Origin of the sequence: Thalassospira profundimaris WP0211 (assembly GCF_000300275.1) — a bacterium.
Lineage (GTDB): Bacteria > Pseudomonadota > Alphaproteobacteria > Rhodospirillales > Thalassospiraceae > Thalassospira > Thalassospira profundimaris.
In genome coordinates this window covers 221,371-240,243 of sequence record NZ_AMRN01000001.1, presented here as the reverse complement: position 1 = coordinate 240,243, position 18,873 = coordinate 221,371, and the positions used below count along the sequence as shown (strand labels likewise).

Genomic DNA, 18,873 nt, shown 5'->3' with positions numbered 1-18,873 from the left:
AGAGCCTTATTTAAGGCTGATGCCTTTCCACGCGTCCATCAGGGCTTCAATCAGAACCTGAAGCGGGAAGGTAATTGCGCTGTGAAGCGGCGATACGTTGTTCTGCATGACAGAATACTCAGTTGGTGCGCTGTTGCGCGGGTTAAGCTTTCCAGAACGGCTTGGCGGCTTCGCGTTTTGCGTCATAGACGGTCCAGCCGATATCGCGCAGCATGTGTGCGTCCATGTCGGCCAGCTTCTGGCGCAGGTCGTGGCGTTTAAGCCAAGTGCGCGCCAAGTCCAGAAGGCTGGTGGCAGTGTGGTTACGGCGGGTGGCGACAAATGCGCCTGCTTCTTTGGTGATAGCAACCATGATTCTAATCCTCTTTAAATCAGGCCTGCTCTCAGCGATTCAGCGGCCCGCGCATCCACGATGCGTCTGTACTAATCTCGTTAAACCCAGAGTTACCCGAAAAAATACTTGCGCTCAAACCACCTTTTGTCATCATTGCATGAGTTTTCATCATGCAAAGTCACTGTCATGAAACGCCGCCCATTGCCGCTAAATGCGCTCCGTGCCTTCGAAGTGGCCGGTCGTCTCGAAAGTTTCACCAAAGCGTCACATGAGCTTAACGTGACCCAAGGGGCGGTCAGTCGGCAAGTGCAGCATCTTGAAGAAGTTCTGGGTCGCCAGCTGTTTGAGCGCCACCACAGAAGCCTGCGGTTGACCCGCGCCGGTCGCAACCTTCTTGAAGCCCTCACCCCGGCCTTTGATGCCATCGAAGACGCGGTTGCCAAGGTCGAAGACCGTGCCGATGACACCCACCTGTCTGTTTCGGCACCGCTGACATTTTCCATGCGCTGGATCGTGCCGCGGCTCGGGCGGTTTCAGATGGAATATCCCGATTTTCAGGTCCAGTTGGGCACCTATAACGATGATCTGGCATCGGTTGACTTCAACGAGGTCGATATCGCCATCCGCTTTGCCGATCATGGCAACGAACAGCTGGTGCACGAATTTCTGACCGGTGAACGGCTGTTGCCGGTTTGTCATCCCGATCTGGCCAAGCAACTCAAAACCCCCGAAGACCTGGCGGGTGTGACGCTTCTGCACTGCTCTGCCCAGCGCGAAGACTGGCGCATCTGGCTTGAAGGAACCGGTATCAAGGGGGTGGACGGCACCAAGGGGCCGGTTTTTGCCACCCTTGATATGGCCATGGAGGCCGCGGCAAGTGGCTTTGGTGTTGTGGTGTCCGATCCGGCTATGATCGGGGAATATGTTGTGACCAATCGCCTGACCGTGCCGTTTGATCTGCCGGTCGACAGTCCATATGCCTATTCGCTGTGTTATCCGCGCGGGCGTCTGGAACGGCGCAAGGTCAAGGCGTTCCGTGACTGGTTGATGTCAGAGATCAAGCTTGAAACCGCGCGGCGAAAACTGACGCAAAAAGATGCGCGATAAACCAAACTCACGTGATGGTGCCTTGAAATTGAACGATTTAACGGTGACTATCAGGTGGTTCTAGTGTGGCATCATTCACAGACAACGTGGGCAGGGGGCATCGCGAAGTGACCGTTGATTGCGCCGCGTGGAATAGGGTCAGGCCCTACTAATTTGATTGGAATGGCAGAGTTTATATTTGTGAAATCCAAGGAAAAGCCCGCTGGGCGGGTTGGAATCCCGCACAAGGGGTTTGACGTCGGAGTTTGCAAATATAAACTCTGTCCTCTGGATCGATCATATTTGCATGGGGCACTTTGTCGCAAAACCTTGAAAGATATTTATCTTCCTGCGGTTTTGCTTCGCGTATCCGCACAAATATGATCGACCATTCAAACCAAATTAGTAGGGCCTGACCCTAAGTCCACATAATAGAACAGTGATCAGCTTGCATCAGGGAAAGACGACAATCACATGATTTCGTATGCAGCCAGCATGACAATGCCGGGCAGGAAGCGGCGCGGGGGCGCCATGACATCCATCCTTTTTGCCAGTGCACTGACCCTGCTTTCGGTCGCACTGCCTTTACATAACGCAATTGCGCAAGGTGCTGACAAGCCGGTGATGAACCCGGCACCGACAGTGGCTGTTGACGAGACCGATCTGGCACCGCTGACCACCCGCTCACACGGTATTTCGCTGTATGGCGATCTGAAATACGGTCCGGATTTCCACCATTTTGATTATGTGAACCCCGATGCGCCGAAGGGCGGCACGCTGGTGCAGTCCTCCATCGTTGCCTTTGATACGCTTAACCCCTTTACGCTCAAGGGCAATCCGGCTGCGGGCCTTGGTCTGATCTATGACAGCCTGATGGTTTCAAGCGCGGACGAGCCCTACGCCATGTATGGCCTGATTGCCCATTCGATCGAGGTGCCGGACGACCGGTCCTATGCCATCTTCCATCTTGATCCGCGTGCGCGTTTCCAGGACGGCAGCGACATCACCGCCGAAGACGTGGTGTTTTCCTATGAAGTGCTGGTCGAAAAGGGAAGTCCCGTCTACCGCCAGTATTTTTCCCAGATCGAAGGGGCCGAGGTGATTGACGAACTGACCGTCAAATTCACTTTCAAGCCGGGCAACAATCGCGAAACACCGATGACCGTGGCGGGCATTTCGATCATGCCGAAAAAGTTCTGGGAAGGTAAGGACTTCGCCAAAACCACCTTTGAAATCCCGGTCGGCAGCGGGGCCTATAAGGTTGCCAGCATCGAAGCTGGCCGACGCATCACCTATGAACGGGTCAAGGATTACTGGGCAGCCGACCTCCCGGTCAATCGCGGGCAGAACAATTTCAATACCATCCGCTATGACACCTATCTTGATATGGAAGTGCAGCGTCAGGCATTTCTGGCGGGTGAATATATGCTCCGGTCTGAGCATTCATCGCGTGACTGGAACACAGCCTATGACACGCCTGCGGTTCAGCGTGGTGACATCCAAAAGGAATTCATGCCTGATCATTTGCCAACAGGCATGCAGGCCTATGTCCTGAACGCGCGCAATCCGCTGTTTGCCGACAAGCGCGTGCGCCGCGCGCTGCAATACGGGCTCGATTTCCAGTGGCTTAATCGTGCAATGTTCTATGGGGCCTATCACCGCACCGACAGTTTCTTTGCCAACTCTGAACTGGCGGCGACCGGTATTCCGACCGGTGCTGAACTGGCACTGCTTGAACCCTATCGCGATCAATTGCCCGCAAGGTTGTTCACCGAACCCTATAAGCTGCCAAACTTTGATGCCCCGAACGGGCGCCGCGAGGCCCTGCGTGAATCCATGACGCTTCTGAACGAAGCGGGCTGGGAAGTACGCGACAAGGTTCTGGTCAACAAGGAAACCGGGCAGCCCTTCCGGTTCGAGCTGATCATTCGCCAGCCGGGGCTTGAAAAGATCGCGCTGGTGGTCAAATCGCGCCTCAAACAGCTTGGCGTGGAGATGGATATTCGCCTGATTGATACCGGCCAGTGGGTCAATCGTATTCAGGCCTTCGATTTCGAAGTTACCACCCATTGGTGGACGCAATCCCTGACACCGGGCAACGAACAGCGCGTGTTCTGGAGCTCCGAGGCCGCTGATCAACCCGGTTCTCGCAACTTTGCCGGCATCAAGGATCCGGTGGTCGATGCGATGATCGAAAATGTTGCATCTGCCGACAGCTGGGAAGAACTGGTGGCTGCGACCCGCGCACTGGATCGCGTACTTCTGTGGGGGAATTACGTCATTCCGCAATGGTATCTGGGTGGGGACCGCATGGTCTGGTGGAACATCTTTGGTCGCCCGGACACGGTGCCGCTTAAGGGAATGTCGATAATGCGTTGGTGGATTGACCCGGAAAAGGCCGCCAAACTGCAGATGGGGGGATTCTAGGCCATGCTGAACTATATCATTCGGCGTTTGCTTCTGATCCCGGTCACGCTGTTTGGCATCATGCTGTTGAACTTTGCGATCATTCAGTTCGCCCCCGGCGGCCCGGTCGAACAGGTGATTGCCCAACTTCAGGGAACGGCTGTTTCATCAACCGCCCGCATCACAAATCAGGGCGGCGATAGCGGCGGCGGCAGCACTGCTTCATCCTCTGCATCGGGTAACAACTTCTCATCGACGTCCAACTATCGCGGCGCGCAGGGGCTTGATCCCGAAGTCATCAGACAGCTCGAAGTACAGTTCGGTTTTGATAAACCGGCCCATGAACGCTTCTGGATGATGATGAAGAACTATCTGACCTTCGATTTCGGCCAAAGCTATTTTCAGGACCGCGATGTGGTCGATCTTGTGATCGACAAGATGCCGGTTTCGATCTCGCTGGGGATCTGGTCAACGCTGATCATTTACATCATCTCGATCCCGCTTGGCATTACCAAGGCGGTGCGCGATGGCTCGAACTTCGATATCTGGTCATCAGCCGCGATCATTGTCGGCTTTGCCATTCCGGGCTTCCTGTTTGCCGTCATGCTGATCGTGGTGTTTGCCGGTGGGGCCTATCTTGACTGGTTCCCGTTACGCGGGCTGACATCGTCAAACTGGGAACAACTGTCCCTATGGGGCAAGATCGTTGATTATTTCTGGCATCTGACCCTGCCGATCATTGCGCTCACGATTTCGGGTTTTGCCACGCTCACCATGCTGACCAAGAACTCGTTTTTGGATGAGATTAACAAGCAATATGTCGTGACCGCCCGTGCCAAGGGCCTGACGGAAAAGCGCGTGCTCTATGGTCACGTTTTCCGCAACGCCATGCTTCTGATCATTGCCGGGTTCCCCAGTGCACTGGTTGGCATGCTGTTTACCGGCTCGGTCCTGATCGAGGTGATCTTCTCGCTTGATGGTCTGGGGCTGCTTGGTTTTAACGCGGTGATGACGCGTGATTATCCGGTGATGTTTGCAACCCTTTATTTCTTCACGCTGTTTGGCCTGATCATGAACCTGATCAGTGACCTCAGCTATCATCTGGTGGATCCACGGATCGACTTCGAAGGGCGGGGGAATTGATCATGTTCAATGCTGTTCTCTCACCGCTCAACCGTCGCCGCCTGTCAAACTTCAAATCCAACAAGCGCGGCTATTGGTCGCTTGTGATCTTTACCATTCTGTTTGTCATTTGCCTCGTGGCCGAACTGGTCGCCAATGACAGACCGATCTTCGTCAAATATGGCGATGACTGGTACGTGCCGATCATCTCCGACCATCCCGAAACGGCCTATGGCGGCGATTTCGATGTCGAGACCGATTTCTATGATCCCTATATTCAGGGCAAGATCGCCGAAAACGGCTTTGCCATCTGGCCTTTGATCCCGTTTTCCTATGACACCATCGATTTTGAAATGCGTGAACCGCAACCAGCCCCGCCCTCAATGCGCCATTTGCTGGGCACGGATGAACTGGGCCGCGATGTTCTCGCACGTCTGATCTACGGCTTCCGGATTTCCATCCTGTTTGGTCTGGCACTGACCGCCGTCAGTTCCGTGATCGGCATTGCGGCTGGCGCGGTGCAGGGCTATTTCGGCGGCTGGGTCGATCTTGGCTTCCAGCGCGTGATTGAAATCTGGTCAGGCCTGCCACAGCTTTTCATCCTGATCATTCTGGCCAGCCTGTTTGCGCCGGGTTTCTGGACGTTGCTGTTTATCCTCGTGTTGTTTAGCTGGATGAGTTTGACGGGGCTCGTCCGTGCCGAATTCCTGCGTGCGCGTAATTTCGAATATGTCCGGGCTGCGCGTGCACTTGGCATGACCGACACCCGGATCATGTATCGCCATGTTCTGCCCAATGCGATGGTCGCAACCATCACCTTCCTGCCGTTCGTGTTGAATGGCTCGATTGTCGCACTCACATCCCTCGACTTCCTGTCGCTTGGCATGCCGCCGGGCTCCCCGTCCCTGGGCGAGCTGCTGTCACAGGGCAAGAACAATCTTCAGGCGCCATGGCTTGGCTTTACCGCCTTCTTTGCCATCGCAACCATGCTCAGCCTTCTGATCTTTATCGGCGAAGCAGTGCGTGATGCCTTTGATCCGCGTAAAACGTTCTAAGGAGTAGGACAATGACAGCGCAATCCGCCCATCAGCCGCTCCTTGCCATTCGCGACCTCTCGGTCAAATTCGCCGATGCCACGGCGGTAAAGGATGTGTCCTTTACCTTGGATCGCGGTGAAACCATGGCACTTGTCGGGGAAAGTGGCTCTGGCAAATCGGTCACGGCACTTTCGATTTTGCAATTGCTGCCTTATCCGCGCGCCAGCCACCCGTCAGGATCGATCATCTTTGACGGGCAGGAAATGGTCGGGGCCAAGGAACGCACCCTTCGCAAGATCCGCGGCAACCGGATTTCCATGATTTTTCAGGAACCGATGACATCCCTTAACCCGCTGCACAATATCGAAAAGCAGGTGGGTGAGGTGTTGTTCCTCCATAAAGGCCTGCGCGGTGCCAAGGCGCGTGCCCGCATCCTTGAATTGCTTGAACTTGTCGGTATTCCCGATCCGGCGTCACGGCTGAAAGCCCTGCCGCATGAACTTTCCGGCGGCCAGCGCCAGCGCGTGATGATCGCCATGGCGCTTGCCAACGAACCGGAACTGCTGATTGCCGACGAACCGACCACGGCCCTTGATGTGACCATTCAGGCGCAAATTCTTGAGCTGCTCAAGGATCTGCAAAGCAAGCTTGGCATGGCGCTGCTCTTGATCACCCATGATCTGCAAATCGTTCAGAAAATGGCGCAGACCGTCTGCGTCATGAAGGACGGCGAAATCGTCGAGGCCGGGCAGGCGCGCGCGCTGTTCGACGATCCCAAACACGATTACACCAAAAAGCTGCTGTCGGCCGTTCCCAGTGGCGAAGCCCCCGCATTACCGGAAAACGCCACCGAGCTGCTTGAAACCAGCAACATCCATGTGCAGTTCCCGATTGGCCGCAAGGGCATCCTTGGGCGGCCCGATCATTATTTGCACGCGGTTGATCAGATTTCGCTGACCCTTAAGCAGGGCGAAACCCTTGGCATCGTCGGTGAAAGCGGATCGGGTAAAACCACGCTCGCCATGGCGATCCTCAGGCTTCTGAAATCAACCGGCGACATCCGCTTTGCCGGTCAGGACATTCGCGATTTTTCCGGTGCTGATTTGCGCAAGCTCCGCCGTGATATGCAGGTGGTGTTTCAGGATCCGTTCGGCTCGCTCAGCCCGCGTATGTCCATCGCCCAGATCGTTGGCGAAGGCCTTGAAATCCACGCGCCCGACCTGACCCAGGCCGAACGCGAAGCCCGCATTGCCGAGGCGCTTGACGAAGTCGACCTGCCGCAAAATGCCATGGATCGTTATCCGCATGAATTTTCCGGCGGGCAGCGTCAACGCATTTCGATTGCCCGCGCATTGGTCTTAAAACCCCGCTTTATCGTACTTGATGAACCGACATCGGCCCTTGATATGTCGGTACAGGCCCAGATCGTCGAACTGCTGCGTGATTTGCAGGCACGCCATAAGATGGCATACTTGTTCATCAGTCACGACCTGCGCGTTGTACGTGCATTGTCGCACCGTGTCATGGTCATGAAGAACGGAAAACTGGTCGAAAGCGGGGCTGCTGCCGATGTGTTTGATAACCCGCAACAGCCCTACACCAAGGCGCTGCTGGCCGCGGCCCTTGATCTCAAAGCAGCCGGTAAGGAATTTGTCAGAAACTAGGGGCAGCATTCCGGGTCAAGATCGGGTACAACATATGAAAAGGCAATAATAACAGGACTATAAAGGCAGGTTTAAGGTTGAATATGTTGTCACGTGCGATCAAAAATCGAACCGGACATCGTCTTTGCGGCCATGTGCTGATCATGGCTCTGTGCTTTGCTGTATTTTCAATGGCGACCCCCGCGGCCCTTGCCAGCACCGCCTCTGCGGACAAAACCAACACCGAAGAACCCAAAGAACCAGCCGTTCCTGAAATACCCGATACGGTTGTTGTGCCTGATCCGGTGTCGCTGACGATTGTCTTGCGCAACAGCGGCACCATTCGTCAGATCGTTTTCAACATCTGGCTGGAAGCCACCAACAGGCAGGCTGTGGACGTTATCGAACAACGCCTGCCCAAGGTCATCAACGCCTTTCTGGTCGATCTGCAACGCCTGATGTATCGCGATACCGAGCAACGCTTTGAAAACCGCGAACCGGGCAAGCGCGGCTTTAAATATACAGCCCCCGGCCTTCTGCCGCCACCACCCCCCAAGACGGAGGAAGAACTCGCCGCCGAGGCCGAAGCCGCCAAACTGGCCGAAGAAAATGGCGAGGAAATTGCCAAGGAACCACCCTTCAGCCCGTTCCAGCCGGTCTCAAACCGCTATTTCGCGGCCCTGCAAAACAAGCTTCTGCGCACCGGTCAGGGCGTCCTGCCACCCGATACCCTGCGCTCGGTTCAGATCCGCATGTTTTATGATTTCTGGCCGGGTGACGCCAAGCCGCGCAAATAACCAAAATCCTACCCTGATAAGCGTATCGATGCTCATGCGTCGCAGCCTGCGCATGGGCCATTGTCAAACGGGCACTTGTCGATCCTTGCTGCTGTGATATCCGGGGCCAACGTCACCAGAGTTGCCACTAAAGTTGCCCCACCATGTCGTTTGAAATCTGGCTCAGTTTCACCCTGCTTGTCTTCCTCGTCGTGATGTCGCCCGGTCCCAGCATCCTGATCGGCATGTCGCATGCGCTGCGTTATGGCGCGCGCCCGACCTTGATGACGGCCTTGGGGGATGTCACCGCCAACATGATCCAGATGCTGATTGCGGCCCTTGGTTTGGGCGCTGTCCTGGCGACATCGGCAACCGCCTTTGCCATCGTCAAATGGTGCGGCGTTGGCTTTCTGCTCGTCATCGGGCTGATGTCATTCCTTCGCAAACCCAGGGAAATCAATATCAAGACCGGTATCGAAACGAATAATCAGGTGGGGTTTGAGCCGGCAAACGGACTACGCCTTTTCCGTGAAGGCTTTCTGGTCGCGGCTGGAAATCCCAAGGCGATTGCCTTTTTCGGGGCGCTGTTTCCGCAATTTATCGACCCATCCCAACCGCTCGCGCCGCAATTGCTGATTCTGGGCGTAACCTTCGTAACACTTGATTACAGTTTCGTAATGATTTACGCGATGGGGGCTGCAAAACTGATGCCGTGGCTGGTGCGCCGCGGGGGCAATAACGTCATTGCACGGCTGTCAGGTGGCGTTTTGATCGTTGCTGCGGGGCTTTTGGCGCTGATTGAGGTGCCCGAAACCATGGCGGACACGCATCCGCTCCCGGCACAGGCGATAAACCAGCCAACGGCACCATAACGTCGTTTTGCCCGGTCTTTTGTATTAGAATTTCAGATAAACCATTGATATCATTTTGGAAAATCGAAATCGCATAACATGCCAATTGGCGCAGATACAAACCAACTGGTCTGTATATAGCGAATTTTTGCCATATCAGATTTGCTGCATTTAAAATGGGGAAGTTTTGCTGCCCTAATTGGCCGATTTTGCGAAACGTGGCCTTGGAAACCGGCTTTGGGCGTCAATTACGGACTGGCGTCAGGCGCTTGTCGATTTGTTCTTGGTTGTTTCTGGGGCCGGATTATTCGCTCTCGAGACCGGCACCGACGATGATATCGCCAAATTCACGCAGGAAGACCGATCCCTTGACCGTCCGCTGAACCAGAACCGAACGGCGATCTTCTTCATCGACCTTGCGTTTGACCATGCCAAGCGAGCTCAGACGATCAAGTGCACGGGTAATGGCCGGCTTGGAGATATTAAGCGCCTCGGAAAGGCCGCGCACCGTATGCGGCGCCGGGGTCAGGTAAACGCTCAGCAACAAGGCCATCTGTCGGGCCGACAGGTCGGGGGAGTCCCGACGCACACTCTCAACAATCGCGATACGCCAAAGGTCAAGCGCCTGAGACGCTTTGATCTCGATCGACATGTTCGTGCCCAACAATTTATTTGTTACGAATACGTAATCTCTACCTGACCCCTGCCATGATGTCAAAGGCCTAATTACCAAAAAATTGAATTTACGGTTAGTTTACTTACCGTAACGATCCTTGATGAGCTTGAAGGCGGCCCGGATGCCCTGTGCTTCGCCGCCGGTCGGGCGACCGGGACGGTCAGACGGGTTCCAGGCCATCAGATCGATATGCGCCCAGCTTTTGGCGCCTTCGGCAAACCGATCAAGGAACAGCGCGGCAATGATCGCCCCGCCAAACGGGCTGCCGGAAATATTGTTCATATCGGCCGCCTTGCTATCAAGCTGGCTGCGATAATCATCCCACAGCGGCAAACGCCACAGCGGATCATTTTCAGCCATCCCCGTTTCCATCAACCCGTTGGCCAGATCATCGTCATTGGAAAACAGGGCCGGCAGACCAAGACCAAGCGCAACACGTGCCGCCCCGGTCAGGGTCGCGAAATCAAGCAGCATGTCCGGGTCTTCCGATGCCGCCTCGGTCAGGGCATCGGAAAGAACGATGCGTCCTTCGGCATCGGTATTGCCGACCTCAACCGTGATGCCCTTGCGGGTTTGCAAAATATCACTCGGGCGATAGGCCCGACCCGACACCATGTTTTCAACCGCCGGGATCAGAACGCGCAACCGGACCGGAAGGTCGGCCGCCATGATCATGCGTGCCAGGCCAAGAACCTGTGCCGAACCGCCCATGTCCTTTTTCATCAAAAGCATGTTGCTTGATGGCTTAAGGTCATAGCCGCCGGTGTCAAAACACACACCCTTGCCCACCAGCGTGATCTTCGGCGCATTTTCATCGCCCCATGTAAGGTCGATCAGGCGCGGGTCGCGATCGCTGCCATGGCCGACCGTGTGAATCGCCGGGTAGTTCTGGGCCAAAAGATCCATGCCGACAATCGCACTGACATTGGCACCAAATTCCGCACCAAGGCCTCTGGCGGCTTCTTCAAGTTCGGCCGGGCCCATGTCATTGGCCGGCACATTGATCAGATCGCGCGCAAGGCCGATGCCGCGTGCTATGTTTTCAGCCCGCTTGGCGGCTTCAATGTCATGCAGGGCGATTTTGGCGCGCTTGTCCTTTTTGCCGTCATCCTTGCGATAGCGATCAAAGCGATAGCCCCCCAGATAAAGCCCAAGAGCGGCCTTTTCATAAAGATCTTCCTTGTCCGTCAGATCATCAGAAAGCGCATAGGTCCCGGCCGGAAGCGCATTTGGCAAGCCGGCAAAATCCCAGATCGCCTTGGCATCATCAACATAGCCGACCAGAACGCTGCCAACCGCGCCGTCTTTGCCGGGAAGCAAAAGCTGCGTGCCGCGCTTGCCCTCAAAGCCGTTGGCGGAAATCCACGACTTGGTTGCGTCCGGCTGTTGGGCAAGCCAGCTTTCAAAACCGCTTTCGGCAATCGGGGTGATCGGGGTCGGAGTGGCAGAAGGATCGTTGGCGATGATGTGGTCGTACAATTTAAGGCATCCCTGCTGGTGACGGGTGACGAGTGATAGGTGACAGGTGACGGTCGACTGAAAGGGCAGTGGCCAAAGACCAACTGCCCAAGCAAAACGAACCGGCAATATGTGTTCACAAGATATGTGACCCGATCTTACGGCTGCCATCCCCCGCGGTCAAAACTCATTCACATAATCGAACACTGCTTTGTGCTTAAAGCCACGCTTGAACGTCTGGCTTGAACACAGCACCCAAAGGCCAGATAGTATTCGCCGCTGTCATCAAATGTGCCAATCGCGCCAACCGCCAAAGGTCCCGCCATGCAAAACCTTCCTGTGCTTTATATCGGCAATAAAAACTATTCCTCCTGGTCGCTGCGCGCCTGGCTTGGCCTGCGCGTTGCCGGCGTGGCGTTCGAGGAAAAACTGGTCCCGCTCCGCTCCGAGGAATGGCACGCCAAGGCCCCGGTCTTTTCGCCCACGGCCAAGGTCCCGGCCTATTTTGATGGCACCAAAACCATCTGGGAGGCGCTTGGCATTCTCGAATACATCGCCGACAGCCAGCCTGACACCATGCTCTGGCCGCTTGATATCGATGTGCGGGCGATTGCGCGTGCTGTCTCGCTTGAAATGCATGGCGGGTTTGGGCCTTTACGCAGTTCCATGCCGATGAATTGCCGCAAAAGCCTGCCCGGCCTTGGCCGCAATGAAGGCGTGGACAAGGACATCAACCGCATCACTGAAATCTTCAAGATGTGCCGCACCCAATTCGGGCAGGGCGGTGATTTCCTGTTTGGGCATTTTTCGATTGCGGACGCCATGTTTGCCCCGGTGGTAACGCGGTTCAAAACCTATGGCGTCAGCCTTGATCCGATCGGCAATGCCTATATGGAAACCATCCTTGGCCTGCCGGAAATGAAGGAATGGTATGCCGATGCCGGAGCCGAAGAATGGGTGATTGAAGACTCTGAGGTAAAATAACCCATGCCGGGGTTGAGCGGACAATTGCCCGAAATTGATCCGATGGGCGGGGACGCGTCGCTCAATAAGCTGCTGTCTGAGGTCCGGGCGTGTCGGATTTGTGCCGAACACTTGCCTCTGGGTCCGCGCCCTGTGGTGCGCATGGCGAAATCTGCGCGCATCCTTGTGATCGGGCAGGCACCCGGCACACGCGTGCATGAAACCGGTCTGCCGTGGAACGATGCATCCGGGGATCGCTTGCGCGATTGGCTGGGACTCTCAGTCGATGATTTTTATGATCCGGCCAAACTCGCCATCATGCCGATGGGGTTTTGTTATCCCGGCCGGTTTGATCGTGGTGGTGATCTGCCGCCCCGGCCGGAATGCGCGCCGACATGGCATGATGCCCTGCGCCATCATTTACCCGATATCGGCCTGACCCTTTTGATCGGGCAATATGCGCAGGAACGCTATCTTGGTCGGCGCCGGGCCAAAACCATGACCGAAACCGTGCATCACTTTGCCGATTTCCTGCCCGACGGCATTCTGCCGATGCCCCATCCAAGCTGGCGCAACACCGCCTGGATGAAAAAGAACCCGTGGTTTGAAGCCGACCTTTTGCCGGTGCTGCAATCACGTGTGCAAGGCTTGCTGACATAGACCGATTTGGGTTGTGCTGGTTTTTATGTTCCAATGCGCCCAGACGACCGCGTCCATAAGACAAGTGGCCAACATTAAGGAGGCACAAGATATGAGCAAACTTGAAAAATCCACCATCGAAAAGGCGCTGACCGATCTTTCGGGATGGGCGCTTGCCGATGACGGGCTTTCGATCAAGCGCGTCTACAAGTTTGGCGATTTCAATGCCGCGTTTGGCTTCATGACGCGGGTGGCGCTCATGGCCGACAAGATGGATCACCATCCCGAATGGTTCAATGTCTATAACAAGGTCGAAATGACCCTGACCACCCACGATGCCGGTGGCGTGACGCAAAAGGACATTGATCTGGCAACCTTCTGCCAAACGGCTTCTGGTCAGTAAGCCCTGCCAAATGAATTGCGCCCTGCCGCTGGGGGACGGCAGGGCGCATTGGCTGCGGGATAAAGAAACGAAATCGTGTGGGACTATTTCGGTTCCAGCCGGACCGCGCCATCTATGCGAATGGTCTCGCCATTGATCATTTCATTTTCACAGATATGCATCGCCAGACGGCCATATTCATACGGATCGCCAAGGCGTTTCGGGAACGGCGTATTGGCAGCCAGGCTTTCCTGAACCTCGTCAGGCAGGCCCTTTAACATCGGCGTGCCAAATAGGCCCGGTGCAATCGATACCACCCGAATGCCATGGCGCGCCAATTCACGTGCGGCCGGCAGGGTAAGGGATGCCACCCCGCCCTTGGATGCGGCATAGGCCGCTTGCCCGATCTGCCCTTCGAAGGCGGCGATGGAGGCCGTGTTGATAATCACCCCGCGTTCGCCGGCATCATTCGGGTCATTCTGGCTCATCGCGTTGGCGGCAACCCGCATCATGTTAAATGTGCCGATCAGATTGACCGTAATCACCTTGGAAAAGGCGGCCAGATCGGCCGGGCCGTCGCGCCCGACAATGCGTTCGCCATGCACGATCCCGGCACAGTTCACAAGGATCGATGGTGTGCCCAGATCCGCCTGCACCTTTGCAACCGCCTGCTCGACACTTTCGGCATTGGAAACATCAACGCCATAGCCAACGCCACCCAATTTCTCGGCTGTTGCCTTGGCACCGTCTTCATTCAGATCAAATGCCGCGATCCGTGCCCCGGCACTCGCCAGTGTCTCGGCGGTTGCCGCGCCAAGACCGGACGCAGCCCCGGTAACAATGGCAATCGAACCCTTGATTTGCATGACGTGAAGCCTCCCGACGCGCGCTCTTCTGATTAATTTGGTATTTGTATACCAAATTATATCTTTTGTCGGCAACGGCTATCTGTGTGATTTTAAGTGTTCAGGGGTTGGAGCCTTCATTTTGGGTCTGTTTCGCATATCTCAACTTTGCTGATGTAGGTTTTCCAATCTTCTTTAAGGTCAATTTGTCCGGCAGTTTTGATGATGGTTTCGCAAACACTTTCTTTCTCTGACGGGTTCTCTGTGATGCGTATAACAAGATTAAGTAGTTGTATCCCGGTCATTCCACAGATGTTCTCACGTTTCATCCGTTCACGAACTTGCTTATTAAATGAAGGCTCGCTCGGATCATTTCGATCTTCGAGTGAATTGTTCCTAAACGTGTTGATCACAACGACACCTTTGACGTCCCATTCTTCTGAAGAAGACGGGTTTTTGACGCCAAGTTTCTTAAGGCAATCAACGTATTCTTCTAGAACGCTATCTTTGTCGTCTGGTGCATAATCAAGAGCACCTACAATGTCTGAAATCCATCTTTTACATTGATTGACGTTTGCAGGTTTTGCACTTCTCTTCAGGCCTTTTACTTCAACTGCAAGTATTGTTTTTTCTTTTACGCAGACAATGTCGCAGTGAGTTTTGGGTCCAAAGCCCACTAAAAAACCAAGTTCCTCAAAGGCTTTGGCTGCTGCTTTCTCAAGCGCTTCATCATGTGACGAAAATAGGTGCTTCCATTCAGCCTCCTTCGAGATTATCAGCCTATTTTCATCTATTTGAGCCTGCAGAGCTTGTATCTCTTCAGATATTTTTTTGTTTTCAGCTGTTTTTTGGTGTTCCAGCGGTAGATGATAGTTTGATGCAAGTCTTGGAAGATCGCTCTTTGAATTTTCCTCTGAAAATTCGGCCTTAATATCTGATATCAGAGTCTTAATTTTACTTACTGGGAGGGGTGATGAAGTAGGTAGCGGCATCGCTATAACAATTCCGCCTCCATCAGTTAGATAAAAGGAAGATATTACTTCTTCAGTTCTGGGAACTGTTATCAAAGTTTTTGTTTTATTGTTTTTTATTATAAATGAGTAATTTATTTCTGAATATATTTCATTTAGCGTTCTGTTAATTTTTTCATTTTCAATAAATTTATATCTTTTACCATGTGTTCTTGATAGGCGAAAATGTTCAAGTAATGATGGGTCATCTCGTCTTCCAAACCCAATGTTTATTTTTGTTTCTCCTCCAGTAAATATTACAATGTTTCCACCATTTTCTGAAAAATCTATAAGATTTTCTGTCTTTTCTGAGTAAGTAATGCAGGACCGCTGTCTAGTATTCTCGCTAGAGCTGCCGTAAACATTCTTTACATATCTGCTGAATTCATCGCTGAAAGTTGCCGAGTTCCAAAATAGATAATCGAGCTCAGAGATGTTGTAATTGCTAATGTACTGAATTGGATCAATCGACGTTTCCTCAGATCCTATCCCGATGAACGCTGTATCTTTTATCATTAGTTAGGTCCGCAACTGTTGTTGGATAATTGGTGCAATAGTAGCTTTTTTTGTTGCAGGTTCACATGGTTTGGCAAGGTGTTGGATTGGTAGAAGGTTCGTTCTTACGGGTTTCAGGTTGAAACTCCCAATTGCTGGTCTCTTTAGAAGTTGGCGTACGTGGTTCGCAATTGCTTGTCGATGAAGCGTGCTACCGTTCGATCCGTCTGGCTTCGCTGTTCAATTTTCCTTCCCGAAGGGCGACATAGATCGCAGCCCCGATAATCATCGCCCCGCCGGGCAATATCCAGATATCGGGCACTTCGCCAAACAGCATCAGCGCCAGCACCGCAATGATCGGCAAACGCAAATAGGAAAACCCGACGAAGAAACTGTAATCGGCCAGTTGCAGGGCTTTGACGTTGCAAACCTGCATCACATTCATCATCAACGCGGCAACCGCCATCAGGCCAAGTGCAGACCAGCTTGGCGTCTGCCAGACGAATAATGCCGGGATCAGGGAAACCGGTGTGGTGATGATCATCAGATAAAACAAAAGCGACGTGGTGGACTCGGTTGCCACCAATCGCTTTGTGATCAACCCGGCACTGGCCATGCAGATCGCCGCCGCAATCGGCAAAATGCTGGCCGCTTGCATGGTATCAGTCCCGGGCTGAATGATCAGCGCCACACCGACAAACCCGATAACAATCGCAAGCCAGCGGTGAATGCGCACCTGTTCGCGCAAAATCACCGCGGCCAGAATGGTGCCAAACAGGGGTACCGTGAAATTAAGCGTCGTCGCCTCTGCCAGTGGCAAATACAACACCGCCATAAACCACAAACACATCTCTGCTGCCGACAAAACCCCGCGCAAGCCAAACAAAGGCAGGCGCTTGGTGGCAAGGCTGCCAATCCCGCGTTTCATCACCATCGGCAAAATCAGGATCAGGCCAAAGGCAAAGCGTAAAAACACCGCCTGATAGGGATGCAACTCCTCGGTGGCATAGCGGATGGTGAGCGTAAAACACGCCGCCAGAATGGCCGCAAACAGCGCGAAAAAGCTTGCCCGCATCACATCGGATTGGGTGTTGAACCATGTCCGCATGCCGTCACGACTTCCTGTTGGACGGCGGCGGGTCAAGATCGCTTGCGGTGGCCGAAAGCCCGCGTTTGATCCGGTTGGCTTCGCGGTTAAGCTTGGCCTCACGCCGCGCGATATAAAGCGCTGACCCGATAATCAGGGCGGCACCCGGCACCAGCCAGATTTCCGGCACTTCGCCAAACATCACCAGGGCGATACCGACAACAAAGGGCAGGCGCAGGTAATTAAACCCGATCACAAAGCTATAATCATAAACCCGAAAGGCGTTGGTATTACAAAGCTGGGTGATGTTGGCCATGAACGCGCCCGCCACCATCAGGCCAAGCACCTCAAGGCTCGGCGTCTGCCAGACAAACAATGCCGGGATCAGGGTCAGCGGCGTGGTCAGCATCATCATGTAAAGGATGATGGCGGTCGGGTTTTCGGTCCGCGAAAGTGACTTGATCGTCAATCCCGCACTGGCCATGCAAATCGCGGCGGCAATCGGAAGCAGGCTTGCCAGTTGCACGGTTTCGCTGCCCGGCCGGATGATCACCAGCACGCCGCCAAAACCAACCAGCAAGGCGGCAATCCGGTATTTGCGAACTTTCTCACCCAAAAAGATCGCGGCAAGGATGGTGCCAAACAGTGGCACGGTGAAATTAAGCGCCGTTGCCTCGGCCAGCGGCATATAGGCAATCGCCGAAAACCAGAAACTCATCGCCCCCATCGACAGAACCGCACGCAGGCAGAACATCGGAAAACGCTTGGTCTTAAGCGGCGTTAATCCCGCCCGCAACGCAATCGGTGCGATGAACAAAAGCCCAAAGAAATTGCGCAAAAACACTGCCTGCAACGGATCGATATGCTCCGTCGCAAGGCGGACAAACACCGAAAAGATCGCCGCACTGATCGATGCCATCAGGCCAAAGGCGGTTGCCTGCAAATAGGGCGGAAGTCCGTTAAACCATTCACGCATCGGGCTTGTCCTTTGCGGGGGCATCCCGATCAACGCGGGTTACCGGGATGGCTTGCGGATCGGCGGGGGCCGTGGTCGGCATGCTGGCTTCCCTCTTGGCCCGTTTGGCCAGAACCGCCTCACGCCGCGCGATATAAAGTGCTGATCCAATGATCAGGGCTGCCCCGGCCCAGGTCCAGAAATCAACCACCTCGCCAAACATCACATAGGCCAAGGCCGCAACAAAGGGCAGGCGCAGGAAATCAAAGATCATGACATAGGACTGATCGGCCGTGCGATAGGCACGCACCAGCAATTGCTGCCCCGCGGTTCCGGTCACGGCAATGATCAACAGGATGAACAATTGCCACATGCTCGGTCCCTGCCAGTATATCAGCGCCGGGATCAGCGACAGCGGCGTCATGATCAGGCCCATCCAGGTCACGATGGCATTGGCACTTTCGGTCCGTGACAGCATCTTGACCGTGGTCATCGCGCACGCCATGAAAACCGTCGCGCCAAGGGCCAGGATCGCACCGGTCTCAAAGCTTTGGCCAAACGGACGGATCACAATCATCGCCCCGACAAAGCCAATGGCAATCGCGCTCCAGCGCCGCGCGCGCACGGTTTCGCGCACCACCACGGCGGCCAGCACCGTGGTCAGGATCGGCAGGGTAAAGTTGATCGCAATGACCTGTGCGGCGGGCGACAGCGAAAGGGCGGTGAAAATGCACGACATCGCCCCGAAACCCAGCACCCCGCGCAGAAAATGCAGCTTGAACCGCTCGGTCTTTAATCCGCTCGCGCCATGGCGCACCATCCACGGCACCATTGGCAGCAGTCCGAACAGGTTACGGAAAAACGATGCCTCGAACGGATGCAGGTCTGCTGTGACATAGCGGATAAAAACCGCCATTACCGCAAAACACATTGCAGCACTGATCATCAACAGGGCGCCCATCAGGGCTGCATTATCAGACGTGACACGGGGCGAATTCATTATTACCTAGCTTTACGCAGCTCTCTGGAAAAAATCCAGTCTAACCACACTTTCATGGTTAAGCCTTCCGGGGGCGTAACCCGCAAGTTGTGGTGAACAGTTCGCGCC

The 18,873-nt window shown here is 54.5% G+C and carries 18 protein-coding genes; 10 read left to right on the top strand and 8 right to left on the bottom strand.

Annotation, left to right across the window (positions count from 1 at the left end; translation table 11 throughout):
- Positions 1-142: 142 nt before the first annotated feature.
- The gene (locus TH2_RS00975) at positions 143-352 is read right to left on the bottom strand and encodes a DUF1127 domain-containing protein (RefSeq protein ID WP_008888517.1); all 210 of its coding nucleotides are present in this window, start codon (positions 350-352) and stop codon (positions 143-145) included.
- Positions 353-520: 168 nt separating this feature from the next.
- Between TH2_RS00975 and TH2_RS00970 the strand changes: the two genes are divergently transcribed.
- From TH2_RS00970 to TH2_RS00940, 7 genes are all read left to right on the top strand, one after another.
- Positions 521-1,441 (top strand): LysR substrate-binding domain-containing protein, encoded by a 921-nt coding sequence (locus tag TH2_RS00970; protein WP_008888516.1) that lies wholly within the window; start codon positions 521-523, stop codon positions 1,439-1,441.
- A 510-nt stretch (positions 1,442-1,951) separates the two neighbouring features.
- Positions 1,952-3,847, top strand: a complete 1,896-nt coding sequence (locus TH2_RS00965) for an extracellular solute-binding protein (protein WP_008888515.1) — start codon at positions 1,952-1,954, stop codon at positions 3,845-3,847.
- A gap of 3 nt (positions 3,848-3,850) precedes the next feature.
- Positions 3,851-4,969, top strand: coding sequence for a microcin C ABC transporter permease YejB (locus tag TH2_RS00960; protein ID WP_008888514.1), 1,119 nt, complete (start codon positions 3,851-3,853; stop codon positions 4,967-4,969).
- A 2-nt stretch (positions 4,970-4,971) separates the two neighbouring features.
- On the top strand, positions 4,972-6,003 hold the full coding sequence (locus tag TH2_RS00955; RefSeq protein ID WP_008888513.1) for an ABC transporter permease: 1,032 nt from the start codon (positions 4,972-4,974) through the stop codon (positions 6,001-6,003).
- 11 nt (positions 6,004-6,014) lie between these two features.
- Positions 6,015-7,649 (top strand): ABC transporter ATP-binding protein, encoded by a 1,635-nt coding sequence (locus TH2_RS00950; protein ID WP_008888512.1) that lies wholly within the window; start codon positions 6,015-6,017, stop codon positions 7,647-7,649.
- A 170-nt stretch (positions 7,650-7,819) separates the two neighbouring features.
- Positions 7,820-8,425, top strand: a complete 606-nt coding sequence (locus tag TH2_RS00945) for a hypothetical protein (RefSeq protein WP_157193750.1) — start codon at positions 7,820-7,822, stop codon at positions 8,423-8,425.
- Between the two features lie 143 nt (positions 8,426-8,568).
- Entirely contained in the window at positions 8,569-9,276 is a 708-nt protein-coding gene (locus tag TH2_RS00940; RefSeq protein ID WP_008888510.1) for a LysE family translocator, read from the top strand.
- 283 nt (positions 9,277-9,559) lie between these two features.
- Here TH2_RS00940 and TH2_RS00935 read toward each other — a convergent pair whose 3' ends face one another.
- Positions 9,560-9,907 carry a MarR family transcriptional regulator gene (locus tag TH2_RS00935; RefSeq protein ID WP_008888509.1) on the bottom strand — a complete coding sequence of 116 codons (348 nt, stop codon included), beginning with the start codon at positions 9,905-9,907 and terminating at the stop codon, positions 9,560-9,562.
- Positions 9,908-10,009: 102 nt separating this feature from the next.
- A complete protein-coding gene (locus TH2_RS00930) occupies positions 10,010-11,410 on the bottom strand; it encodes a leucyl aminopeptidase family protein (RefSeq protein ID WP_008888508.1) in 1,401 nt (466 codons plus the stop codon).
- 303 nt (positions 11,411-11,713) lie between these two features.
- Between TH2_RS00930 and TH2_RS00925 the strand changes: the two genes are divergently transcribed.
- The 3 genes from TH2_RS00925 (at position 11,714) to TH2_RS00915 (ending at position 13,394) form a co-directional block, all read left to right on the top strand.
- Positions 11,714-12,373: a glutathione S-transferase family protein gene (locus TH2_RS00925; RefSeq protein WP_008888507.1), complete on the top strand. Its 660-nt coding sequence runs from the start codon at positions 11,714-11,716 to the stop codon at positions 12,371-12,373.
- 3 nt (positions 12,374-12,376) lie between these two features.
- Positions 12,377-13,012, top strand: coding sequence for a uracil-DNA glycosylase family protein (locus TH2_RS00920; protein WP_008888506.1), 636 nt, complete (start codon positions 12,377-12,379; stop codon positions 13,010-13,012).
- Positions 13,013-13,103: 91 nt separating this feature from the next.
- Complete coding sequence (locus TH2_RS00915; protein WP_008888505.1) at positions 13,104-13,394, top strand: 4a-hydroxytetrahydrobiopterin dehydratase; 291 nt, start codon at positions 13,104-13,106, stop codon at positions 13,392-13,394.
- 83 nt (positions 13,395-13,477) lie between these two features.
- Here the strand turns inward: TH2_RS00915 and TH2_RS00910 are convergent, their stop codons facing one another.
- From TH2_RS00910 to TH2_RS00890, 5 genes are all read right to left on the bottom strand, one after another.
- Positions 13,478-14,239, bottom strand: coding sequence for an SDR family NAD(P)-dependent oxidoreductase (locus TH2_RS00910; protein WP_008888504.1), 762 nt, complete (start codon positions 14,237-14,239; stop codon positions 13,478-13,480).
- A gap of 116 nt (positions 14,240-14,355) precedes the next feature.
- On the bottom strand, positions 14,356-15,744 hold the full coding sequence (locus tag TH2_RS00905; RefSeq protein WP_008888503.1) for a hypothetical protein: 1,389 nt from the start codon (positions 15,742-15,744) through the stop codon (positions 14,356-14,358).
- Between the two features lie 190 nt (positions 15,745-15,934).
- A complete protein-coding gene (locus tag TH2_RS00900) occupies positions 15,935-16,831 on the bottom strand; it encodes a DMT family transporter (RefSeq protein ID WP_008888502.1) in 897 nt (298 codons plus the stop codon).
- Positions 16,832-16,835: 4 nt separating this feature from the next.
- A complete protein-coding gene (locus TH2_RS00895) occupies positions 16,836-17,786 on the bottom strand; it encodes a DMT family transporter (RefSeq protein ID WP_008888501.1) in 951 nt (316 codons plus the stop codon).
- Entirely contained in the window at positions 17,779-18,765 is a 987-nt protein-coding gene (locus TH2_RS00890; RefSeq protein ID WP_008888500.1) for a DMT family transporter, read from the bottom strand. The genes TH2_RS00895 and TH2_RS00890 overlap by 8 nt, the downstream gene beginning before the upstream one ends.
- Positions 18,766-18,873 lie beyond the last annotated feature (108 nt).

Coding starts and splice junctions, on each gene's coding strand:
- TH2_RS00975 (WP_008888517.1), bottom strand. CDS start 352: ATGGTTGCTATCACCAAAGAAGCAGGCGCATTTGTCGCCACCCGCCGT.
- TH2_RS00970 (WP_008888516.1), top strand. CDS start 521: ATGAAACGCCGCCCATTGCCGCTAAATGCGCTCCGTGCCTTCGAAGTG.
- TH2_RS00965 (WP_008888515.1), top strand. CDS start 1,952: ATGACATCCATCCTTTTTGCCAGTGCACTGACCCTGCTTTCGGTCGCA.
- TH2_RS00960 (WP_008888514.1), top strand. CDS start 3,851: ATGCTGAACTATATCATTCGGCGTTTGCTTCTGATCCCGGTCACGCTG.
- TH2_RS00955 (WP_008888513.1), top strand. CDS start 4,972: ATGTTCAATGCTGTTCTCTCACCGCTCAACCGTCGCCGCCTGTCAAAC.
- TH2_RS00950 (WP_008888512.1), top strand. CDS start 6,015: ATGACAGCGCAATCCGCCCATCAGCCGCTCCTTGCCATTCGCGACCTC.
- TH2_RS00945 (WP_157193750.1), top strand. CDS start 7,820: ATGGCGACCCCCGCGGCCCTTGCCAGCACCGCCTCTGCGGACAAAACC.
- TH2_RS00940 (WP_008888510.1), top strand. CDS start 8,569: ATGTCGTTTGAAATCTGGCTCAGTTTCACCCTGCTTGTCTTCCTCGTC.
- TH2_RS00935 (WP_008888509.1), bottom strand. CDS start 9,907: ATGTCGATCGAGATCAAAGCGTCTCAGGCGCTTGACCTTTGGCGTATC.
- TH2_RS00925 (WP_008888507.1), top strand. CDS start 11,714: ATGCAAAACCTTCCTGTGCTTTATATCGGCAATAAAAACTATTCCTCC.
- TH2_RS00920 (WP_008888506.1), top strand. CDS start 12,377: ATGCCGGGGTTGAGCGGACAATTGCCCGAAATTGATCCGATGGGCGGG.
- TH2_RS00915 (WP_008888505.1), top strand. CDS start 13,104: ATGAGCAAACTTGAAAAATCCACCATCGAAAAGGCGCTGACCGATCTT.
- TH2_RS00910 (WP_008888504.1), bottom strand. CDS start 14,239: ATGCAAATCAAGGGTTCGATTGCCATTGTTACCGGGGCTGCGTCCGGT.
- TH2_RS00905 (WP_008888503.1), bottom strand. CDS start 15,744: ATGATAAAAGATACAGCGTTCATCGGGATAGGATCTGAGGAAACGTCG.
- TH2_RS00900 (WP_008888502.1), bottom strand. CDS start 16,831: ATGCGGACATGGTTCAACACCCAATCCGATGTGATGCGGGCAAGCTTT.
- TH2_RS00895 (WP_008888501.1), bottom strand. CDS start 17,786: ATGCGTGAATGGTTTAACGGACTTCCGCCCTATTTGCAGGCAACCGCC.
- TH2_RS00890 (WP_008888500.1), bottom strand. CDS start 18,765: ATGAATTCGCCCCGTGTCACGTCTGATAATGCAGCCCTGATGGGCGCC.